Annotated in this window: 16 protein-coding genes; 3 read left to right on the forward strand and 13 right to left on the reverse strand. The window is 69.1% G+C overall.

The features are described from left to right. Nucleotides 1-35 precede the first annotated feature (35 nt). Entirely contained in the window at nt 36-1,088 is a 1,053-nt protein-coding gene (locus ABTW65_RS04525) for an ABC transporter substrate-binding protein (protein ID WP_350658747.1), read from the reverse strand. Nucleotides 1,089-1,234: 146 nt separating this feature from the next. Here ABTW65_RS04525 and ABTW65_RS04530 point away from each other — a divergent pair, with 146 nt between their 5' ends. Continuing rightward, the gene (locus tag ABTW65_RS04530; RefSeq protein WP_350658748.1) at nt 1,235-1,984 is read left to right on the forward strand and encodes an SDR family NAD(P)-dependent oxidoreductase; all 750 of its coding nucleotides are present in this window, start codon (nt 1,235-1,237) and stop codon (nt 1,982-1,984) included. 12 nt (nt 1,985-1,996) lie between these two features. Here the strand turns inward: ABTW65_RS04530 and ABTW65_RS04535 are convergent, their stop codons facing one another. Beyond that, nucleotides 1,997-3,931 (reverse strand): oxidoreductase, encoded by a 1,935-nt coding sequence (locus ABTW65_RS04535; protein WP_350658749.1) that lies wholly within the window; start codon nt 3,929-3,931, stop codon nt 1,997-1,999. A 37-nt stretch (nt 3,932-3,968) separates the two neighbouring features. Beyond that, nucleotides 3,969-4,760: an SDR family NAD(P)-dependent oxidoreductase gene (locus ABTW65_RS04540; RefSeq protein WP_350658750.1), complete on the reverse strand. Its 792-nt coding sequence runs from the start codon at nt 4,758-4,760 to the stop codon at nt 3,969-3,971. Nucleotides 4,761-4,885: 125 nt separating this feature from the next. Here ABTW65_RS04540 and ABTW65_RS04545 point away from each other — a divergent pair, with 125 nt between their 5' ends. Further along, nucleotides 4,886-5,254: a nuclear transport factor 2 family protein gene (locus ABTW65_RS04545; protein ID WP_350658751.1), complete on the forward strand. Its 369-nt coding sequence runs from the start codon at nt 4,886-4,888 to the stop codon at nt 5,252-5,254. Between the two features lie 27 nt (nt 5,255-5,281). Continuing rightward, entirely contained in the window at nt 5,282-5,671 is a 390-nt protein-coding gene (locus ABTW65_RS04550; protein ID WP_350658753.1) for a hypothetical protein, read from the forward strand. On the opposite strand, the gene ABTW65_RS04555 is transcribed toward ABTW65_RS04550, so the two are convergent. From ABTW65_RS04555 to ABTW65_RS04600, 10 genes are all read right to left on the reverse strand, one after another. Then, on the reverse strand, nt 5,661-6,686 hold the full coding sequence (locus ABTW65_RS04555; protein WP_350658754.1) for an MBL fold metallo-hydrolase: 1,026 nt from the start codon (nt 6,684-6,686) through the stop codon (nt 5,661-5,663). The two genes, ABTW65_RS04550 and ABTW65_RS04555, sit on opposite strands and share 11 nt — an antisense overlap. After that, nucleotides 6,686-7,003, reverse strand: a complete 318-nt coding sequence (locus tag ABTW65_RS04560; RefSeq protein ID WP_350658755.1) for an EthD domain-containing protein — start codon at nt 7,001-7,003, stop codon at nt 6,686-6,688. The genes ABTW65_RS04555 and ABTW65_RS04560 overlap by 1 nt, the downstream gene beginning before the upstream one ends. Nucleotides 7,004-7,072: 69 nt before the next feature. Further along, entirely contained in the window at nt 7,073-7,693 is a 621-nt protein-coding gene (locus ABTW65_RS04565; protein ID WP_350658756.1) for a TetR/AcrR family transcriptional regulator, read from the reverse strand. Between the two features lie 54 nt (nt 7,694-7,747). After that, complete coding sequence (locus ABTW65_RS04570) at nt 7,748-9,247, reverse strand: class I adenylate-forming enzyme family protein (RefSeq protein ID WP_350658757.1); 1,500 nt, start codon at nt 9,245-9,247, stop codon at nt 7,748-7,750. Nucleotides 9,248-9,301: 54 nt separating this feature from the next. Beyond that, a complete protein-coding gene (locus ABTW65_RS04575) occupies nt 9,302-10,357 on the reverse strand; it encodes an NAD(P)-dependent alcohol dehydrogenase (RefSeq protein ID WP_350658758.1) in 1,056 nt (351 codons plus the stop codon). Next, a complete protein-coding gene (locus ABTW65_RS04580; protein ID WP_350658759.1) occupies nt 10,354-11,112 on the reverse strand; it encodes an SDR family NAD(P)-dependent oxidoreductase in 759 nt (252 codons plus the stop codon). Before ABTW65_RS04580 ends, ABTW65_RS04575 begins: the two co-directional genes overlap by 4 nt. Nucleotides 11,113-11,149: 37 nt before the next feature. Further along, nucleotides 11,150-11,905 carry an SDR family NAD(P)-dependent oxidoreductase gene (locus ABTW65_RS04585; RefSeq protein WP_350658760.1) on the reverse strand — a complete coding sequence of 252 codons (756 nt, stop codon included), beginning with the start codon at nt 11,903-11,905 and terminating at the stop codon, nt 11,150-11,152. Then, nucleotides 11,902-13,113: an acyl-CoA dehydrogenase family protein gene (locus ABTW65_RS04590; RefSeq protein WP_350658761.1), complete on the reverse strand. Its 1,212-nt coding sequence runs from the start codon at nt 13,111-13,113 to the stop codon at nt 11,902-11,904. Before ABTW65_RS04590 ends, ABTW65_RS04585 begins: the two co-directional genes overlap by 4 nt. Before the next feature lie 20 nt (nt 13,114-13,133). Then, nucleotides 13,134-14,117: a phosphotransferase family protein gene (locus ABTW65_RS04595; RefSeq protein ID WP_350658762.1), complete on the reverse strand. Its 984-nt coding sequence runs from the start codon at nt 14,115-14,117 to the stop codon at nt 13,134-13,136. Continuing rightward, the gene (locus tag ABTW65_RS04600; RefSeq protein ID WP_350658763.1) at nt 14,114-15,307 is read right to left on the reverse strand and encodes an acyl-CoA dehydrogenase family protein; all 1,194 of its coding nucleotides are present in this window, start codon (nt 15,305-15,307) and stop codon (nt 14,114-14,116) included. The genes ABTW65_RS04595 and ABTW65_RS04600 overlap by 4 nt, the downstream gene beginning before the upstream one ends. Nucleotide 15,308: the final 1 nt, after the last annotated feature.

The raw sequence follows: 15,308 nt of genomic DNA on the forward strand, positions 1-15,308 counted from the left end.
CTTCCTCGAGGTCGGGGTCGGCGAAGCGGCGGTGATCAGCCCTGGAAGAGCGATTCCCACTGCTCCTGGTACTCGTTGACCGAGTCCTGGTCGAGCGTCTTGGGGTCGGGGAGCTCGATGTCCTGCGCCAGCAGTTCCGAGCCGGGGACGCCGGTCCCCTTGATGTCGGGCAGCACAGCCACGTAGTTGTGCGAGATGGCGGCCTGCCCCTCGGGCGTCACCATGAAGTCCGCGAGCACCTGGGCGGCATTGGCGTGCGGCGCCGAGGCGAGCACCTGGCTGTACCACGGGACGCCGAACGGGTCCTTGGGGACCGCGAAGTCGACCGGCGCACCGTTCGCCTTCGTGTCGAGCATCGTGGTCGCGGCCATCGGGGAGCCCCAGATCTCACCGGAGGCGATCGCCTGGTCGATGGCCACGGCGCTCGGGTAGACGCGGGGCTTCTGGGCGGCCAGCTTCTCCACGAACCCACCGCCCCAGTCGGCGTCGATCCGGCGGTACATGTCCACGTACGTCGGGATGCCGGCAGGGTTGGTGATGCCCAGCTTCCCGCCGCTCGCGTTCGCAGCCAGGACATCCTCGTAGGTGTGCAGGCCCTTCGGCAGCTTGCGGGTGTTCCAGCCGTAGCCGAAGACGGTCGCGCTGGAGAGGAACCACTTGTCGTCCATGATGCTCTCGGAGCGCTTGTAGTCCTTGTTGTCGAAGCTCGAGCCGACGACCTTGACGTTCCAGGCCTGCTTCGTCGCGTTGTCCATGAAGCCCGCGTCGGTCGTCATCTGGATGTCCGCGTTGCCCTGACCGGTCTGGATCTCGGTCTCGACCTTGGGGATGATGTCGGCGTCGGTGCCGCGTACATAGTTCAGCTTGATCCCGGGGTACTCCGCCTCGAACGCCTTCTTCAGCCGCTCGAGGTTGTCCGGGGAGTGCGTGGAGTAGAGGGTGACCGAGCCCTCGTCCTTGGCTGCCGCGACGATCTCTTTCCAGCTACCAGCGAGCTCGGTCTTGGTGGCTTCGCCACCGCAGGCCGTCAGGGTCGTCGCGACCGCCACCGTAGCGGCGGCCAGCGCGAACAGTCGTCGTCTGATCATCTCTTCTCCTCGAGGCACAGCGTCTTCTCGGTTAACTAAAGTGAAGTTGGTTCAGGTAGACTGTATGGCGCAGGTCACACGATGGCAAGGAAAAGTCTCATTGAATTCACTTGAGGATTCGAGGGACCGAGAGGACGAGGTGAACGATGCAGCGGTACACAGATCGACGAGTGCTCGTGACCGGAGCGGGCGGCGGACTGGGCAGTGAGATCTGCGCCCGACTCAGCGCCGAAGGGGCACAGGTCGCCGCGGCCGACCTGGCCGGGACCGACCTCGGTCCCCTCGTCGACTCGCTCACCGGCACCGGCCACCTCGCCCTCGAACTCGATGTCAGCGACGAGGAGCAATGGCGCGAGGCCACCTCGCAGATCGAGGCCGCCTGGGGCGGTCTCGACGTGCTGATCAACAACGCCGCGATCGGCAGCATCGCGAACGTCGAGGACGAGGAACGCGCCACATGGGATCAGGTGGTCGCGGTCGACCAGACCGGAGTCTGGCTGGGCATGAAGCACATCGGACCGCTTCTGGAACGTACCGGCGGCGGATCGATCGTCAACGTCGCCTCGATCCTGGGCAGCACCGGCGGCCTCGGCAACAGCATCGCTTACCACGCCGCGAAGGGGGCGGTGCGCACGATGACGAAGAACGCCGCCCTGCACTGGGCAACCCGGGGCGTACGCGTCAACTCGCTGCACCCGGGGTTCATCGAGACCCCGCAACTGATCGAGCGGTTCGGCGGCTCGCCGCGCCACCAGGCGATGCTCGCCAACACCCCGATGGGGCGCCTCGGCACCCCGGCCGAGATCGCGGGCGCAGTCGCCTTCCTCGGCAGTGACGACGCCGGCTACATGACCGGCAGCGAGGTGTACGCCGACGGCGGCTGGACCGCTCGCTGACGACGGACCGAATCAGAGCTCGGCGCCGAGCCGATAGCCGTCCGCGATCGCATGCGTGACCCGCCGCGGTGTGACGCAGTCGCCGATCACGCTCACCTTGTCGCCTGCGACGACACCCGGCAGCAGGACCGGCACCCGCGGCCGGTGCCAGACGGTGAGCACTGGCCCGAGATCCATCGGCTCACCTCCGAAGACCGGCGCCAGCTGGAGCGACGCCGCCGGATCCTCCGGTACGACGACGGTGCTCGCGACACGGAGGTCGACCCCGCCGGCGCCGAGGCGGGCGAGCAGCGGACCCGCGCTCTCGGCGGGCACACGGGAGGCGAGAGCGCCGAGGGCGGTCGCGAAGGTCACCTGCCAGCCCGCTCGCACCAGCGCCTCGGCCGCGCTGTACGCAGGCCAGAACCCGTCTCCTTCGTCGTAGACGAGCGCACGCCGGTCGCCGACGTACTCGAGCTCACCGGTGATCACGTCGTCTACGGTTGCGAACGGCCGGCCGGCCAGCACGTCGGGCGGATCCGCGGGGCGCGATCCGGTCGCGATGACGACGTGATCGGCCATCCCGACGATCTCCTGGAGGTCGTCGGCCTCGATGCCGGCGGCGAGGTTCACGTCGACCCCGAGCCTCTTGAGCTCCCGTTCCTGGTAGTCGACGACGTCGATGAAGGTGGCCCGATGCGGAGATGCGGCGGCGATCCGCGCTGTACCGCCGAGCTGCGGCGACTGCTCGAAGAGAGTGACCCGGTGGCCGCGGCCGGCCGCGATCCGGGCCGTCTCCAGACCCGCTGGCCCTCCCCCGACGACGTAGATCTCTTTCGGACTGTCGACACGGACACCGACGTTGGGATGCCGCCCGCGGCCGATCTCGGCGTTGACGGCGCAGTGCAGGTGCGGATCGAAGGCACGACAGTCCTGGTTGATGCCGAGACAGCCGCGCACCTCGCTCACCCGACCGGACTCAGACTTGGCAGGAAGGTCGGGGTCGGCGATCAACGCACGGGCCATCCCGACCAGATCGGCACGCCCTGTCTTGACGATGTGGTCGGCTGTCGCCGCGTCCCGGATGCGCTGCCCGACGAGGGTCGGCAGACCCGTGGCCGCCTTGACCCGCGCCGCCGACGGCACCGCTACGGCGTCCGGGTTCGTCGAGTCCTTGACGTACTTGCCGCGGGTGCCGTGCGTGATGCTGAAGTAGTCGACTCCCGAGCCGGCCAGATCCTCGGCGATGCGTACGCAGTCCTCGATGTCCATCCCGCCGGGGATCTCTTCCTCACCCGAGAGACGCACGCCGAGGACGAAGCCCTCGGGGATGACCGACTCCATCGCCTCGATGACGAGGTGCAGGAACCGCATCCGGTTCTCGAAGGAGCCACCGAAGGCGTCCTCACGCCGGTTGGTCAGCGGCGACATGAACTGCGCCGGGAGATACCCGTGGGCGGCGTGGATCTCGACCCCGTCGGCACCGGCCTTGACCAGGTTCTCCGTTGATACCCGCCACCCTTCGACGATGTCGTGGATCTCGGCAACGGTCAGCTCATGCGGCGGGTACGCGTCACGTACCGTCTTGATCGGCGACGGTGCCACTGGCGGCGAGTCGGACTCGCCTCCGATGAACTCGCGTCCCAGATGACACAGCTGCCCGATGAACCTGGCGCCGTGGCGGTGGATGACGTCGGCCTTGGCAGCCGCGGCCGGGACGAACTCGTCGAGATAGGCCTCGACCAGCTTGCGGGAACGCAGCGTGGTCGTCGGATGGACGACCGTGGCGCCACCGATGATCATGCCGACGCCGCCGGCAGCGAGACGCTCGAAGTGCTCGGTGTCGCCATGGGTCGGTACGCCGCCCTCGGCCATGCTCGTTCCGGCCGGGAGCGCGACCAGCCTGTTCTTCACCGACATCGGGCCGATGTCGAAGGGCGAGAAGAGGTGTGGGAACTCGGTGTCCATGGGGGGTCCTTTCGCGGCGGGTCTCTGCGGTGGTTCCTCAGACGGTGAAGCGGCCGCCGTTGCTGAGCAGCACCGCCCCGACGACGTTCTTCGCGCCCGGGGAGGCGAGATAGCAGATGTTGTCCGCGAGGTCTTCGGCCGAGGCGTACCCGATGGCGCCGGTCGTCTCCATCGCCTTGCGGACGGCGCCCGGTGTACGGCCGGCCATCGGGGTGTCGACCGGGCCAGGGGCAACCGTGTTCACCCGGATCCCGTACGAGATGACCTCCTTGGCGACGGACTGCGACAAGGCGTGCACGCCCGCCTTCGAGGCGGCGTAGTGCGGGTAGCCGATCAACGTGTCGTACGCCGCCGAGGAGCCGACGGTCACGATCGCTCCCCCACCGCGCGGACGCATCGCCCGTACGGCCGCGCGGAGCACGTGGAACGTACCGTCGAGGTTGATCGACATGACCCGGTACCAGCCGTCGTCGAGCTCGCACAGCACGTCGACGGGCTCACCCGACTCCTGGGCCGCGAGGATCCGCGCCTTGGCCGCCGGGTCGTCCACGCCGGCGGCGTGGACGACGACATCCAGCCGGTCCTCCGCCCCTGTGACCGTGGCGACGAGGTCATCGACCGCCTGCGGGTCCGCGACATCGACCACATGAACGCTGCCGCCCACCGAATCCGCGACCGCGGTCGCATTGTCTGCGTCGATGTCCGCGACATGCACCCGCGCACAGCCTTCCGCGGCGAGCCGCCTCGCCACCGCGGCACCGATGCCGGAACCACCTCCGGTCACGAGGGCCACCTGCCCGTCGAATCGCGCGGCCAGTTGCCCGCTCATGCGCTGCTCCTTCGTCTCGTCCGGTCCGGTGAACCGACCACGAAGTCAAACTGAAGTCGGTTAGATAGTAACTCCTATCACACGAATCCCTGGACAACCCCAAGTTACTGAACTAAGTTCAACTCATGTCGATCGAGACCCCTCCCTCGCTGGTCCGTTACTACGCCGCAGTCGACGCGAGCGACTTCGACACCGGCATGGCACTCGTGACACCCGACGTGGAGTTCGCGATCCTGCTGCCCAACCGCGCTGTCCGCGGGATCGGCCGCGAGGACCTCGTGGCCTACCTGTCGGGCCGTGGCGATGTCGTACGCCGCCATGTGCCGCAGCGCTCGTCGGTCGCGGGCAACCTCGAGTTCGTCTACGGCGCCGTCCTCGAGGACGAGACGACCGTGACTGGCCACTTCCTCGCCGCCGCCCGGCTCGGCGACGACGGCCTCATCTCCGCGTACCAGGTGGCCTTCGACCCCAAGCTCGGCCTGCTGCCCGACTGATACCGATCCACGAAGGAGACATCCCGCATGTCACAGACGACGAGTTCCAGCTCGACCCCGCTGCTGCACGACTGGTTCGAGATCATGGACTCGACCACCCCTGAGCGGGTCCTCGACATGATCACCGACGACTTCCAGCTCTCGATCCTCTTCTCCAAGGGCAACAGTCAGGCCGCCGAGTTCCAGGGCGACCGGGCCGGGCTGGTCGCCTACCTGGAGCAGCGTGAGGTCAGCGTGCTCACCCACCATCTGCTGGCGGGCTCGCGGGTGGACGACTCCGAGCTGGCCCTCGGCGAGACCCGTCGCGACGGCGCCTTTGAGGCGTCCTTCAACGCGAGCGCCCAGCTCGACCCAGCCAGCGGCCGCGTGCGGCGGTTGCTGATCTGCCGTACGCCTCAGGTGCAGTTCACCGACTGAAGCGGTCGACCCCGTCCTCCTGGTCGACCTCGACATCGACGCGATCGACCAGGACGTCGAGGTGGGCGGCCGTCTCGCAGATCGCGATCATCCGGTTGAAGTCGTTGAGATCGGCATACGGCACGTCGCGACGGGTCCACGGAAGCTGCTCGGCGACCTCGGCGGCCGTCATCGACCGCGCACGGGCATCGAGGACGGCGACCACCTGACCGAACCGGTGCTCGTGGTGCGCGAGCAGAGCGCGCACCCGATCGTGGACACTGTCGGTCGGATGCCCATGGGCGGGGATCAGCCGGGCGTCGACTCGGTCCAGCAGCAGCGCGAGCGACTCCAGGTAGTGCTTGAGCGGCAGATCCCACTCGCCGAGCTCGAAGCCGATCGACGGTGTGATCGTCGGGAGCACGTGGTCGCCCGAGAAGAGCAGCCCACGCTCCTCGTCGTGGAAGACCAGATGACCCTTCGTGTGGCCCGGCGTGTGCACGACCTCCACCTGCCAACCGGCGATCCCGAGCGGGCCGGCGTCGAGCCAGCCGTCGGGGTCTGCCCAGTCGGCGACGTCGTACGGCTCGAGCTCGGACTCCTTCTCGATCATCCGGCCGAGATCATCCGCGCCCGATCGGCGGAGCTCGCGCAGCGAGCTGACCGGGACGTTGCTACCCAGCTCCTGGATCGCGGCGAGACCAGGGCCTTCGAGCCGGCCGAGGTGGACGCGGGGGCCGTACCTCTCCCTCAGCCGTACGGCGAAGGTGTAGTGGTCGCGATGGATGTGGGTGACCAGCACGTCACTGATCTCCTGCGGCAAGCGCCCGATCGCCCCCAGCGCCGCCTCGAGCTCGTCCAAAGCGGACGGCACCGCCCAGCCGCCGTCGACGAGGAGCAGCCCCTCGTCGGTCTCGACTGCGTACACGTTGACGGCGCGCAGCCCGTCGTTCGGCATGCTCAACGGGATCCGATGGATACCGTCGACGACCTGGTAGCAGCCGGGCACGCCCCACCAGGCGTCCGAGGCGGGCATCAGCCCACCATCGCCCGCTCCTCGCCCATGACGGCGATCCGATGGCCACGCATGCGGCCCACGTGCTTGATCGCGGCGGCCCACTCCTCGCTCGCGAGCGCCTGGTCGAGGGCTTCCTTGCTGTCGAAGCTCAGGATCGACACACCGTCCCAGCCCTCCGACCGCTCCTCGAGAGCGACCTGGACATCGGTGTGCAGCCACCGGCGCAGGCCGGGAAGCGGGTACGTCACCTCGGCATGCTCGCCACGCCACCACTCGATGAACTGCTCATGAGACCAGTCCTCGGGACGAGAGGCCATCAATATGAGGTTGTACATGTCTCTCCTGATCTGAATTCTGTTTGGGTTCTGCGGACAGAGGTCCGCGCGGACCTGGAACGGGATGGGTCAGGGGCCGACGAGCCGCAGGACGGCGTCGGATACGAAGTCGCGGGTCTCCTCGAGCGTCGTCGGTCCGCCGGTGCGGTACCAACGCCAGACGCTCACGACGAGGGCAAGCACCGCACGACTGGTCTGCTGGGGGTCGCGGTCGGCGAAGTCGCCCGACTCGATGCCACGCTTGACCAGGCCGGTCCAGTTCTCCTCGACCTTGCGGACGAGCTCGCGAGCATGCTGCCGCTCGGCCTCCTCGCGCTCGGACTGTCGCGGGGTCGCCAGCAGGTCCATGTGGCTCTGCAGGATGCGCATCTGCAGCACCTCCTGCGGCGTCACGTCGTACGCCGCGCGGACCGCCGCACGCAGCTGGTCGATCGGCGCGTCCTCGAGGGAGACGACTCGCTCGAAGCGGCTGGCGCTGCGCTCGAGCTCGGTGCTCATGATCGTCAGCAGGCAGTGCACCTTCGACTCGAAGTAGTGGTAGAGCGCTGTCTGCCCGATGCCGACCTTGTCGGCCACGGAGGCCCACTTGGTGAGCTCGAACCCGTCGTCACCGAAGCTTTCGACTGCAGCGCTGAGGATCAGCCCCCGCTTCGAACGGGGGCTCTCTGTTACGGTCGCCTGACGCACCATGGCGAACCTTTCTCTCCTGGGATTCTCTTCGAGAATACCCGACTTGAGGTCAATTCAGTGGGCCATTGACCGTACCAGGTCGGCGGCCAATCGAGTCGCATCCTTGCGGGCGAGCTTCCCCACGCGGTTCTGCGGAAGGTCATCGACGACGAAGACGTACTCCGGCCACTGATGCTTCGGTGTGCCTTGTGGCTCCAGGTGCGCGCGTACGGCCCCGAGGTCCAGGGACGGGTTCGGCGTGACGACCAGCGCGGCCGCACGCTCCCCCAGCACCGGGTCCGGGACCGGGACGACGCAGACCTGGATCACATCGGGTACGGAGGCCACGGCTGCCTCGACCTCGTTGATGTCGATGTTGCGGCCGCCGCGGATGATGATCTGCTTCTCGCGACCGACGATGTTGATCGTGCCGTCATCGTTGATGCGAGCGAGATCCCCGGTGAACAAGAACCCGTCCTCGGTCAGCTCCGGCGGCACCGGAGCACCTTCGCGGGCGTAGCCGGTGAAGAGGGAGGGCCCCTTGACCTGGGCACGGCCGACCTCACCACGGGGAAGCGGCGCACCTCGATCGTCGACGACGCGCACCTCGATGCCGGGGAACGGGCGACCGTCGCGGCTGAGGCGTACCTCTGCGGGGTCGGACGGAAGCGGGGTGGTGTGACCGAGGCATTCCGACATCCCGAACACACGAAGGAACTTGGTGCCGAGCAGGTCCTCGGCACGACCGAGCGCGCCGGCGTCCATCGGACCACCGCCGACGGTCATCGCCGCCAGGGAGGACAGGCCGCCGGCGGCACCGTCGACCATGGCGAACTGGAGCGCCATCGTGGGCACCAGCATCGTCCAGCGCACCTGCTCCTCGCGGATCAGGTCGAGCGCGTCCGCAGGGTTCCACTTCGGCAGGCAGACCATGGTGCCGCCGAGCATGGCAGGCAGGTAGAGGCCGAAGCAGAGGGCCGCGACCGACGAGAGAGGTACGAAGGCACCGACCCGGTCGCCGGCCTTCAGCCCGACGGCGTCGATGGTCGCCTGGCCGGCGAAACGCAGTGCTTCCTCGGACTGGATGACGCACTTCGGCCGGCCGGTCGACCCCGAGGTCATGGCGACCGCGGCGCCACCGTTCCACCGGTCGGTCCCCCGCGTCGCCCCAGGAACAGCGCGAACGGCCCAGCCGTCGAGATCGGAGGCCTCCGCGTCGAAGCCCTTCCGGGCGACGCCCCAGGTCGCCACGCAGCCGTCGGAGGCGACGACCACGTCGGGACGTACGTCCTCGAGCGCCAGGTCGAACTCGTCGGCGGTCGCGTGGCTGCTGAACACGACGACGAAGCCGCCGAGGCGACCGGTGGCCAGCACGGTGGCCAGGGTGCGCCACGAGTTGTCGGCCTGGACGAGGACCGTCGGTGCACCCTCGACCAGGCCCGCGATGGTCGCGCCGAGCGCCTCTGCTGCGTGCCACACCTCGGCGGTGGTGTGCACGCCGTCGGCGTCGATCACTGCCGCCCGGTCCGGTTCCGTCGCCACCCGGCCAGCGAACTCCTCGGCCAACATCCGCATCAGATCATCTCCTGAAGTGCACTTGATTCATGGTTCGCCACCTGTGGTCCTGAGTTACGTACCCGAGGTCATTGTGGCGGGGATCACGACCGCGCGACCGCGGATCTCTCCGGATCGGAGCCGGTCGTACGCCTCGATCGCGTCGGCGAGCGGAAACGTCTCTGTATGGGCGTGCAGCCGTCCGTCACGGGCGAGCGCGACGACATCCGCCAGATCGGGCTTGGGCCCCCAGAAGGGCGCCGAGACCGACCAGCCCTGCGCGAAGCCGAGGTCCTTGCCGACGGGCAGGACACCACCGGCGCCGCCGACGACCCGTACCGAGCCGCCGGCGGCGAGGAGCGAGACGGCGGCAGCCATGGTCGACTCGGCAGCGACGAAGTCGAAGACCGCGTCGAAACGGCTGGTCGGCGTCGTGGCCGTGCGGGCCGCCGCGTCCAGGTCGGGCAGCGTCTCGTGTGCGCCGAGCTCGGAGGCCAGCTCGCGGGCCGCCTGCTTCGGGTCGACCACGACGATCCTGGCCGCCGTCTGCGCCAGCAGCTGGACCGCGAAGTGGCCGAGGCCGCCGGATCCGATGACGAGCACGCGTGACTCCGCGTCGAGCTCGGGCAGGAAAGGCTTGAGAGCGTGGTACGCCGTGAGTGCCGCATCCGTGAGCGGCGCCGCCTGCACGGGGTCGAGGCCGTCCGCCGGCACCAGATATCGGGTCGACGGGACAACCATGAACTCCGCCAGGCCGCCGTCGTACCCGAGACCGTTGCCGATCGCAGGCGGTCGCTCGAGGCAGTAGTTCTCACGCCCGGCGCGGCACCGGCGGCAGCTGCCGCAGCCCCAGACGCCGTGGACGACCACGGCACGGCCGATCCAGCCCGGGTCGGCGTTCTCACCGACGGCGACGACGGTGCCGGCGACCTCGTGCCCGAGCGTGAACGGGAGCGAGAACGGCAGCCGGCCCGGCGGCGATTCCTCGACGTGCAGGTCGGAGTGGCAGATTCCAGCGGCCGTCACCTCGAGGAGCACCCCGTCGGGGCCGGGCTCGGGGATCGGGACCTCGCGCAGGCGGGCGCGTTCGCCCCAGGCCTCGAAACGTACGGCGAGCATCGTGTCGGTCATTTCGCGGTCCATCCGCCGTCGACGACGAGGACCTGTCCGGTCACGTACGAGGCGGCATCCGAGGCCAGGAAGAGGACGGCGCCGTCGACCTCGCCGTCGCGGCCACCACGGTTGAGCATGGTGCCGCGGCGTACCCAGGTCGCAGACTTGTCGTTGGTGAAAAGACCGTCGGTCATCTCCGTATCGAACCAGCCCGGCACCACCGCGTTGACCCGAATCCCGCGACGGCCCCACTGACCGGCAAGCTCGCGGGTCATCCCGATCACCGCGGCCTTGGACGCGGCGTACCCGGCTCCACCGATGGGCGCCGTGGAGCCGAGGCCGACGACGGAAGAGATGTTGATGATCGACGAGGGGTGCTCGGGAGGCAGCGACCTGACGACCTCGGCGGAGAGGGCGAAGCCGGCGACGACGTTGAGCTGCAGCAGGGTCTCGAACTCCGGGACCGTCTCCGCCAACGCGTCGGGGCCACCGGCTCGGCCGGCGTTGTTGACCAGGAGGTCGATCGGCCCGTGGGCGGACGCGGTGGTGACGAGGGCACGGCGGTCCTCGTCATCGGTGACGTCGCAACGGACCGGAACGACGTTCGCCACCTCGGCCGCGAGCCGCTCGAGGCGGTCGACCCGGCGCGCGGCCGCGAACACCGTGGCGCCGGCGGACGCGAGTGCCCGGGCGAAGCCGTCCCCCAGCCCGGACGACGCGCCGCTCACGATGGCGACGCGACCGCTCAGGTCAAAGGCATGTGGCAGGTCCATGGTGTCCTTCCAGGGGAGAGATCGGGTGCGGGCGGGGTCAGTAGACAGCGGTACGGCCGCCGTCGACGGCGATGAGGGCGCCGGTGGTGTATCCCGACCGGTCGCCGGCGAGATGGACGACCATGCTCGCGACCTCGTCGGGCCTGCCGAGCCGACCGGCCGGCAGGTTGCGGGTGACGAGGCCGATGAACTCCTCGTCCCAGCCGGCGGCCATGTCGGTCTCGAACGCACCCGGCAGCACGCAGTTGACCCGCACCTGCGGGGCGTACTCCTGGGCGAAGGCCTGGGTGAGTGCGTTGAGCCCGTTCTTGGCGGCGGCGTACATCGCCTCGGCCGGGCTCGGACGTACGGCACCGATGCTGGAGATGTTGATGATCGAGCCCGCTCCGCGCTCGCGCATATGGGCGCCGGCGACGGCCATCAGCCGGAACGGACCCTTGAGATTGATCTCCATCGTCTTCTCGAGGAGCGCCTCGGTGACCTCGAGCAACGACGGCGCGAGCGGGGCGATCCCGGCGTTGTTGACCAGGATGTCGAGGTGCCCGAAGCGTTCGACGACCGTCGCGACGGCCGGCTCGATCTCGTCCCAGTGGCCGACGTGCAGCGGCAGGGCGAGCGTCTCGACGCCGTGCGTCGCGGCGATCTTCTCGGCGACCTCGCGGCAGGCGTCATCCTTGCGGCTCGACACGACGATCGCGGCACCTTCGGCCGCGAGCGCCTGCGCGATCGCGAGGCCGAGGCCACGGGTGGCCCCGGTGACCAGAGCGACCTTGCCGGCGAGCTCCCCGCTCATGCACCGACCTCGTGCTTCTTCAGTTCCAGGCGGGCCATGGTGCGCAGGTGCACCTCGTTGGGGCCATCAGCGATCTGGAGGGCACGGGTGATGGCGAACAGGCGACCGAGGATGGTGTCGTCGCTGACCCCGGCGGCGCCATGGACCTGTACGGCACGGTCGACGACCCGGTGCGCGGTCTCCATCGCGGCGACCTTGATCGCAGCCACGTCGGAGCGGGCGGACTTGTTGCCCTGGGTGTCCATCAGCCAGGCGGCGCGGAAGGTGAGCAGCCGGATCTGGTCGATCTCCATCCGGCTTCGCGCGATCCACTCGCGTACGACCCCACGCTCGGCGAGCGGCTCCTTGAAGGCGACTCGAGAGACTGCCCGCCGGCACATCAGGTCCAGCGCCCGCTCGGCGAACCCGATGGCCCGCATCGCGTAGTGCATCCGGCCCGGGCCGAGTCGCCCCTGGGCGATCTTGAAGCCGTCGCCCTCCTCGCCGAGCATGTTGGCTGCCGGCACACGTACGTCGGTGAACTGCACCTCGCCGTGGCCGAGCCGGTCGCGGTACCCGAACATCGGCAGGTCGCGCAGCACCTCGATGCCGGGGGCGTCTGCCGGCACCAGGATCATGCTCTGCTGGCGGTACGTCGGGCCGCCCGGATCCGATTTGCCCATGAAGATCACGAGCTTGCAGTCCGGATCGAGGATGCCGGAGGTGTACCACTTGCGGCCATTGAGGACGTACTCGTCCCCGTCACGGGTGATCGTCGAGGTGATGTTGGTGGCGTCCGAGCTGGCCACCTCGGGCTCGGTCATCGCGAAGGCGGACCGGATCTCGCAGGCGAGCAGAGGGTCGAGCCACTGCCGCTGCTGGTCCGGGGTGGCGTACATCGCCAGGATCTCCATGTTGCCGGTGTCCGGGGCGGAGCAATTGATCGCCTCGTTGCCGATGATGGAGCGGCCGACGATCTCGGCGAGCGGGGCGTACTCCAGGTTGGTGAGCCCGGCGCCACGGTCGCCGTGGGTCATGAAGAGGTTCCAGAGCCCGCGGTCGCGAGCGATCTTCTGCAGGTCGCGCATGATCTGAGGCTGCTCGTGGGGGTTGTCGTTCTCGGCGATCTGCGCGTCGTAGACCGCTTCGGCCGGGTAGACGTGCTCGCTCATGAACCGTTCGAGCTCGACCTTGAGCTCCTCGGTCCGCGGCGACAGTGCGAAGTCCATGGTTGTCCTCCTGGCGCGGCTCAGCCGAGCCGCTCGAGTCCGCTGCTGATGAGCCGGACGATGGTGTCGGGCAGGCGCTCCTGGTCCGGGTCGTGATGCCTGCCCTCGCGGTGCCGCCGCAGGTTGTGGCCCATGATCGCGGCCATCTTGAACCGGCCCAGGGCGTTGAACCAGTCCATCGCCTCGGGGACGCGGCCGCCTGCTGCGTACACCTCGAGCAGTGCCTCCTCGCTGGGCAGACCCGGGACCTCGCGACCGACCCCGGGGAAGTTCGAGCCGTCGGCGAAGACGAGAACCCAGCCGAGCTCGACGCGGGGGTCGCCGATGCTCCAGATCTCCCAGTCGATGATCGCGGCGGGCTCGTTGCCGATGCAGATGATGTTGCCGAGCCGGAAGTCGCCGTGCACGAGCGTGAGGTCAACGGCATCCGGTACGCGGCGGGCGAGCCGCTCCTCGAGGTCGACGGCACCCGGGACGAGCTCGGCGGATACCGCTCCCATCGTCTTGGACCAGCGGGCGAGCTCTTCCTGCGGGGTCAGTGGATCCCCGCCGGCCGGCAGGCTCGCAACCGGCACCCGGTGGAGCCGCGGCAGGATCTCTGCAGCACGCAGCATCCGGGCGGCGGCGACCTCGGGGTCGATCGGCGGGTCGTCGAGGGTCGGCTCGATCGACTCGCCGTGGATGAAGTCGACGGCGAACCAGGCCGGCTCGGTCTCGTCGACAGCACGCACCGGCGGCACCGGAACGTCGGTCTCGGCCAGGGCGCTCATGATCCGCGCCTGCTTCAGCATGTCGTGGCGGCCGATGGACCGCTGACCGCGAGGGACGGCCTTGACCACGAGGTCGCGGCCCTCCCCCACCGGAAGCCGGTAGGTGAGGCCGGAGTGGCCACCGGGGAGAACGGCGAGGTCGCCGATCCCGGCCGGCCCGGTCAGGTCGGTCCGGTCCCGCAGGACCTCAGCGATGCGTGGGCCGAGCTCGAGCTCGTACGGCTGCTCGGTCATGGACGCGGCTCCCGGGGTAGGCCGAGCACACGCTCGGCGATGATGTTGTGCTGGATCTCGTCGGTGCCGCCCGCGATCCGGTAGCCGGGAGCGCCCAGGACGTGCTCGGTCCACGCCCACGTGCCCCAGCGCTCGGAGTTCGCGCTGAGCTCGGAACCGAGCAGGGCACGTACGACCTCCGAGGTACGCGCCATGGTGTCGGTGGCGAGGAGCTTGCCGACCGACGCCTCGGGGCCCGGGTCCTGACCCGAGACCACTGCCGCGGCGACGCGCATCCCGGTGACCCGTTGCACGTAGCTGCGGGTGATCAGGTCGGCGACCTGGTCTCGCTCGAGCGCGTCGAGCGGACGGCCGAGGTTGCGGGCGAGCTCGACGGCCTGGTCGGCGTTCTCCAGACCGAGGGACCCGGAATCGAGCCGCTCGGCGGCGAGCACGGTGAGGGCGACCTTCCAGCCCTGGCCCGCGGGACCGAGCCGCAGCGCGTCGTCGAGGACGACCCCGTCGAGATAGACCTCGTTGAACGAGGTCCCGCCCGTCATCTGCCGGATCGGACGTACCGTCACGCCCTCGGCGTCCATCGGCACGAGGAAGACGGTGAGACCGGCGTGCTTGGCAGTCGTGGCATCGGTTCGGGTGACCGCGACCCCGTAGTCGGCGACCCGGGCACCCGACGTCCAGACCTTGTGCCCGTCGAGCAGCCAACGGCCGTCGTCCAGGCGGGTCGCCTTGGCGCGTACCGCCGCGAGATCGGAGCCCGCCTCGGTCTCGGAGAAGAGCTGACAGGCGATCAGATCCGTACGCAGCATGGCGCGCACGTAGGTCGCCCGCTGCTCCTCGGTCCCCCATTGCGCGATGGTCGGCGCGATGAGCTGCTGGGTGACCGGGAACATCTCGGTGCGCCGCGGTACGTCGTACTCACCCTCGAGACGCCGGAAGGCGAGCAGGTACGCGACCGGGAGGTCGCGTCCTCCGTACTCCGGCGACCAGGTGATCGCACCGAACCCGGCGTCGAACTTGGCCTGCTCGTACGCCCGGATGCGATCGGTCTCGGCACGCTCCTGCTCGGCGGTCCAGTTCTCGAAGACCGCGACGGAGTCCGAGCCCTCGCCCCAGGCGCGGGTGGTGCGTACGTCGGCGACTGAGGCCAGCCAGGAGCGGGCCTCGGCCAGGAATTCCTCCAGTCCGATCATG

It is taken from the genome of Nocardioides sp. NPDC127503, assembly GCF_040302165.1.
GTDB lineage: Bacteria > Actinomycetota > Actinomycetes > Propionibacteriales > Nocardioidaceae > Nocardioides.

Bases quoted from the DNA above. Each gene is read 5' to 3' on its own strand.
- ABTW65_RS04525 (WP_350658747.1), bottom strand. From the start codon at position 1,088: ATGATCAGACGACGACTGTTCGCGCTGGCCGCCGCTACGGTGGCGGTC.
- ABTW65_RS04530 (WP_350658748.1), top strand. From the start codon at position 1,235: ATGCAGCGGTACACAGATCGACGAGTGCTCGTGACCGGAGCGGGCGGC.
- ABTW65_RS04535 (WP_350658749.1), bottom strand. From the start codon at position 3,931: ATGGACACCGAGTTCCCACACCTCTTCTCGCCCTTCGACATCGGCCCG.
- ABTW65_RS04540 (WP_350658750.1), bottom strand. From the start codon at position 4,760: ATGAGCGGGCAACTGGCCGCGCGATTCGACGGGCAGGTGGCCCTCGTG.
- ABTW65_RS04545 (WP_350658751.1), top strand. From the start codon at position 4,886: ATGTCGATCGAGACCCCTCCCTCGCTGGTCCGTTACTACGCCGCAGTC.
- ABTW65_RS04550 (WP_350658753.1), top strand. From the start codon at position 5,282: ATGTCACAGACGACGAGTTCCAGCTCGACCCCGCTGCTGCACGACTGG.
- ABTW65_RS04555 (WP_350658754.1), bottom strand. From the start codon at position 6,686: ATGCCCGCCTCGGACGCCTGGTGGGGCGTGCCCGGCTGCTACCAGGTC.
- ABTW65_RS04560 (WP_350658755.1), bottom strand. From the start codon at position 7,003: ATGTACAACCTCATATTGATGGCCTCTCGTCCCGAGGACTGGTCTCAT.
- ABTW65_RS04565 (WP_350658756.1), bottom strand. From the start codon at position 7,693: ATGGTGCGTCAGGCGACCGTAACAGAGAGCCCCCGTTCGAAGCGGGGG.
- ABTW65_RS04570 (WP_350658757.1), bottom strand. From the start codon at position 9,247: ATGCGGATGTTGGCCGAGGAGTTCGCTGGCCGGGTGGCGACGGAACCG.
- ABTW65_RS04575 (WP_350658758.1), bottom strand. From the start codon at position 10,357: ATGACCGACACGATGCTCGCCGTACGTTTCGAGGCCTGGGGCGAACGC.
- ABTW65_RS04580 (WP_350658759.1), bottom strand. From the start codon at position 11,112: ATGGACCTGCCACATGCCTTTGACCTGAGCGGTCGCGTCGCCATCGTG.
- ABTW65_RS04585 (WP_350658760.1), bottom strand. From the start codon at position 11,905: ATGAGCGGGGAGCTCGCCGGCAAGGTCGCTCTGGTCACCGGGGCCACC.
- ABTW65_RS04590 (WP_350658761.1), bottom strand. From the start codon at position 13,113: ATGGACTTCGCACTGTCGCCGCGGACCGAGGAGCTCAAGGTCGAGCTC.
- ABTW65_RS04595 (WP_350658762.1), bottom strand. From the start codon at position 14,117: ATGACCGAGCAGCCGTACGAGCTCGAGCTCGGCCCACGCATCGCTGAG.
- ABTW65_RS04600 (WP_350658763.1), bottom strand. From the start codon at position 15,307: ATGATCGGACTGGAGGAATTCCTGGCCGAGGCCCGCTCCTGGCTGGCC.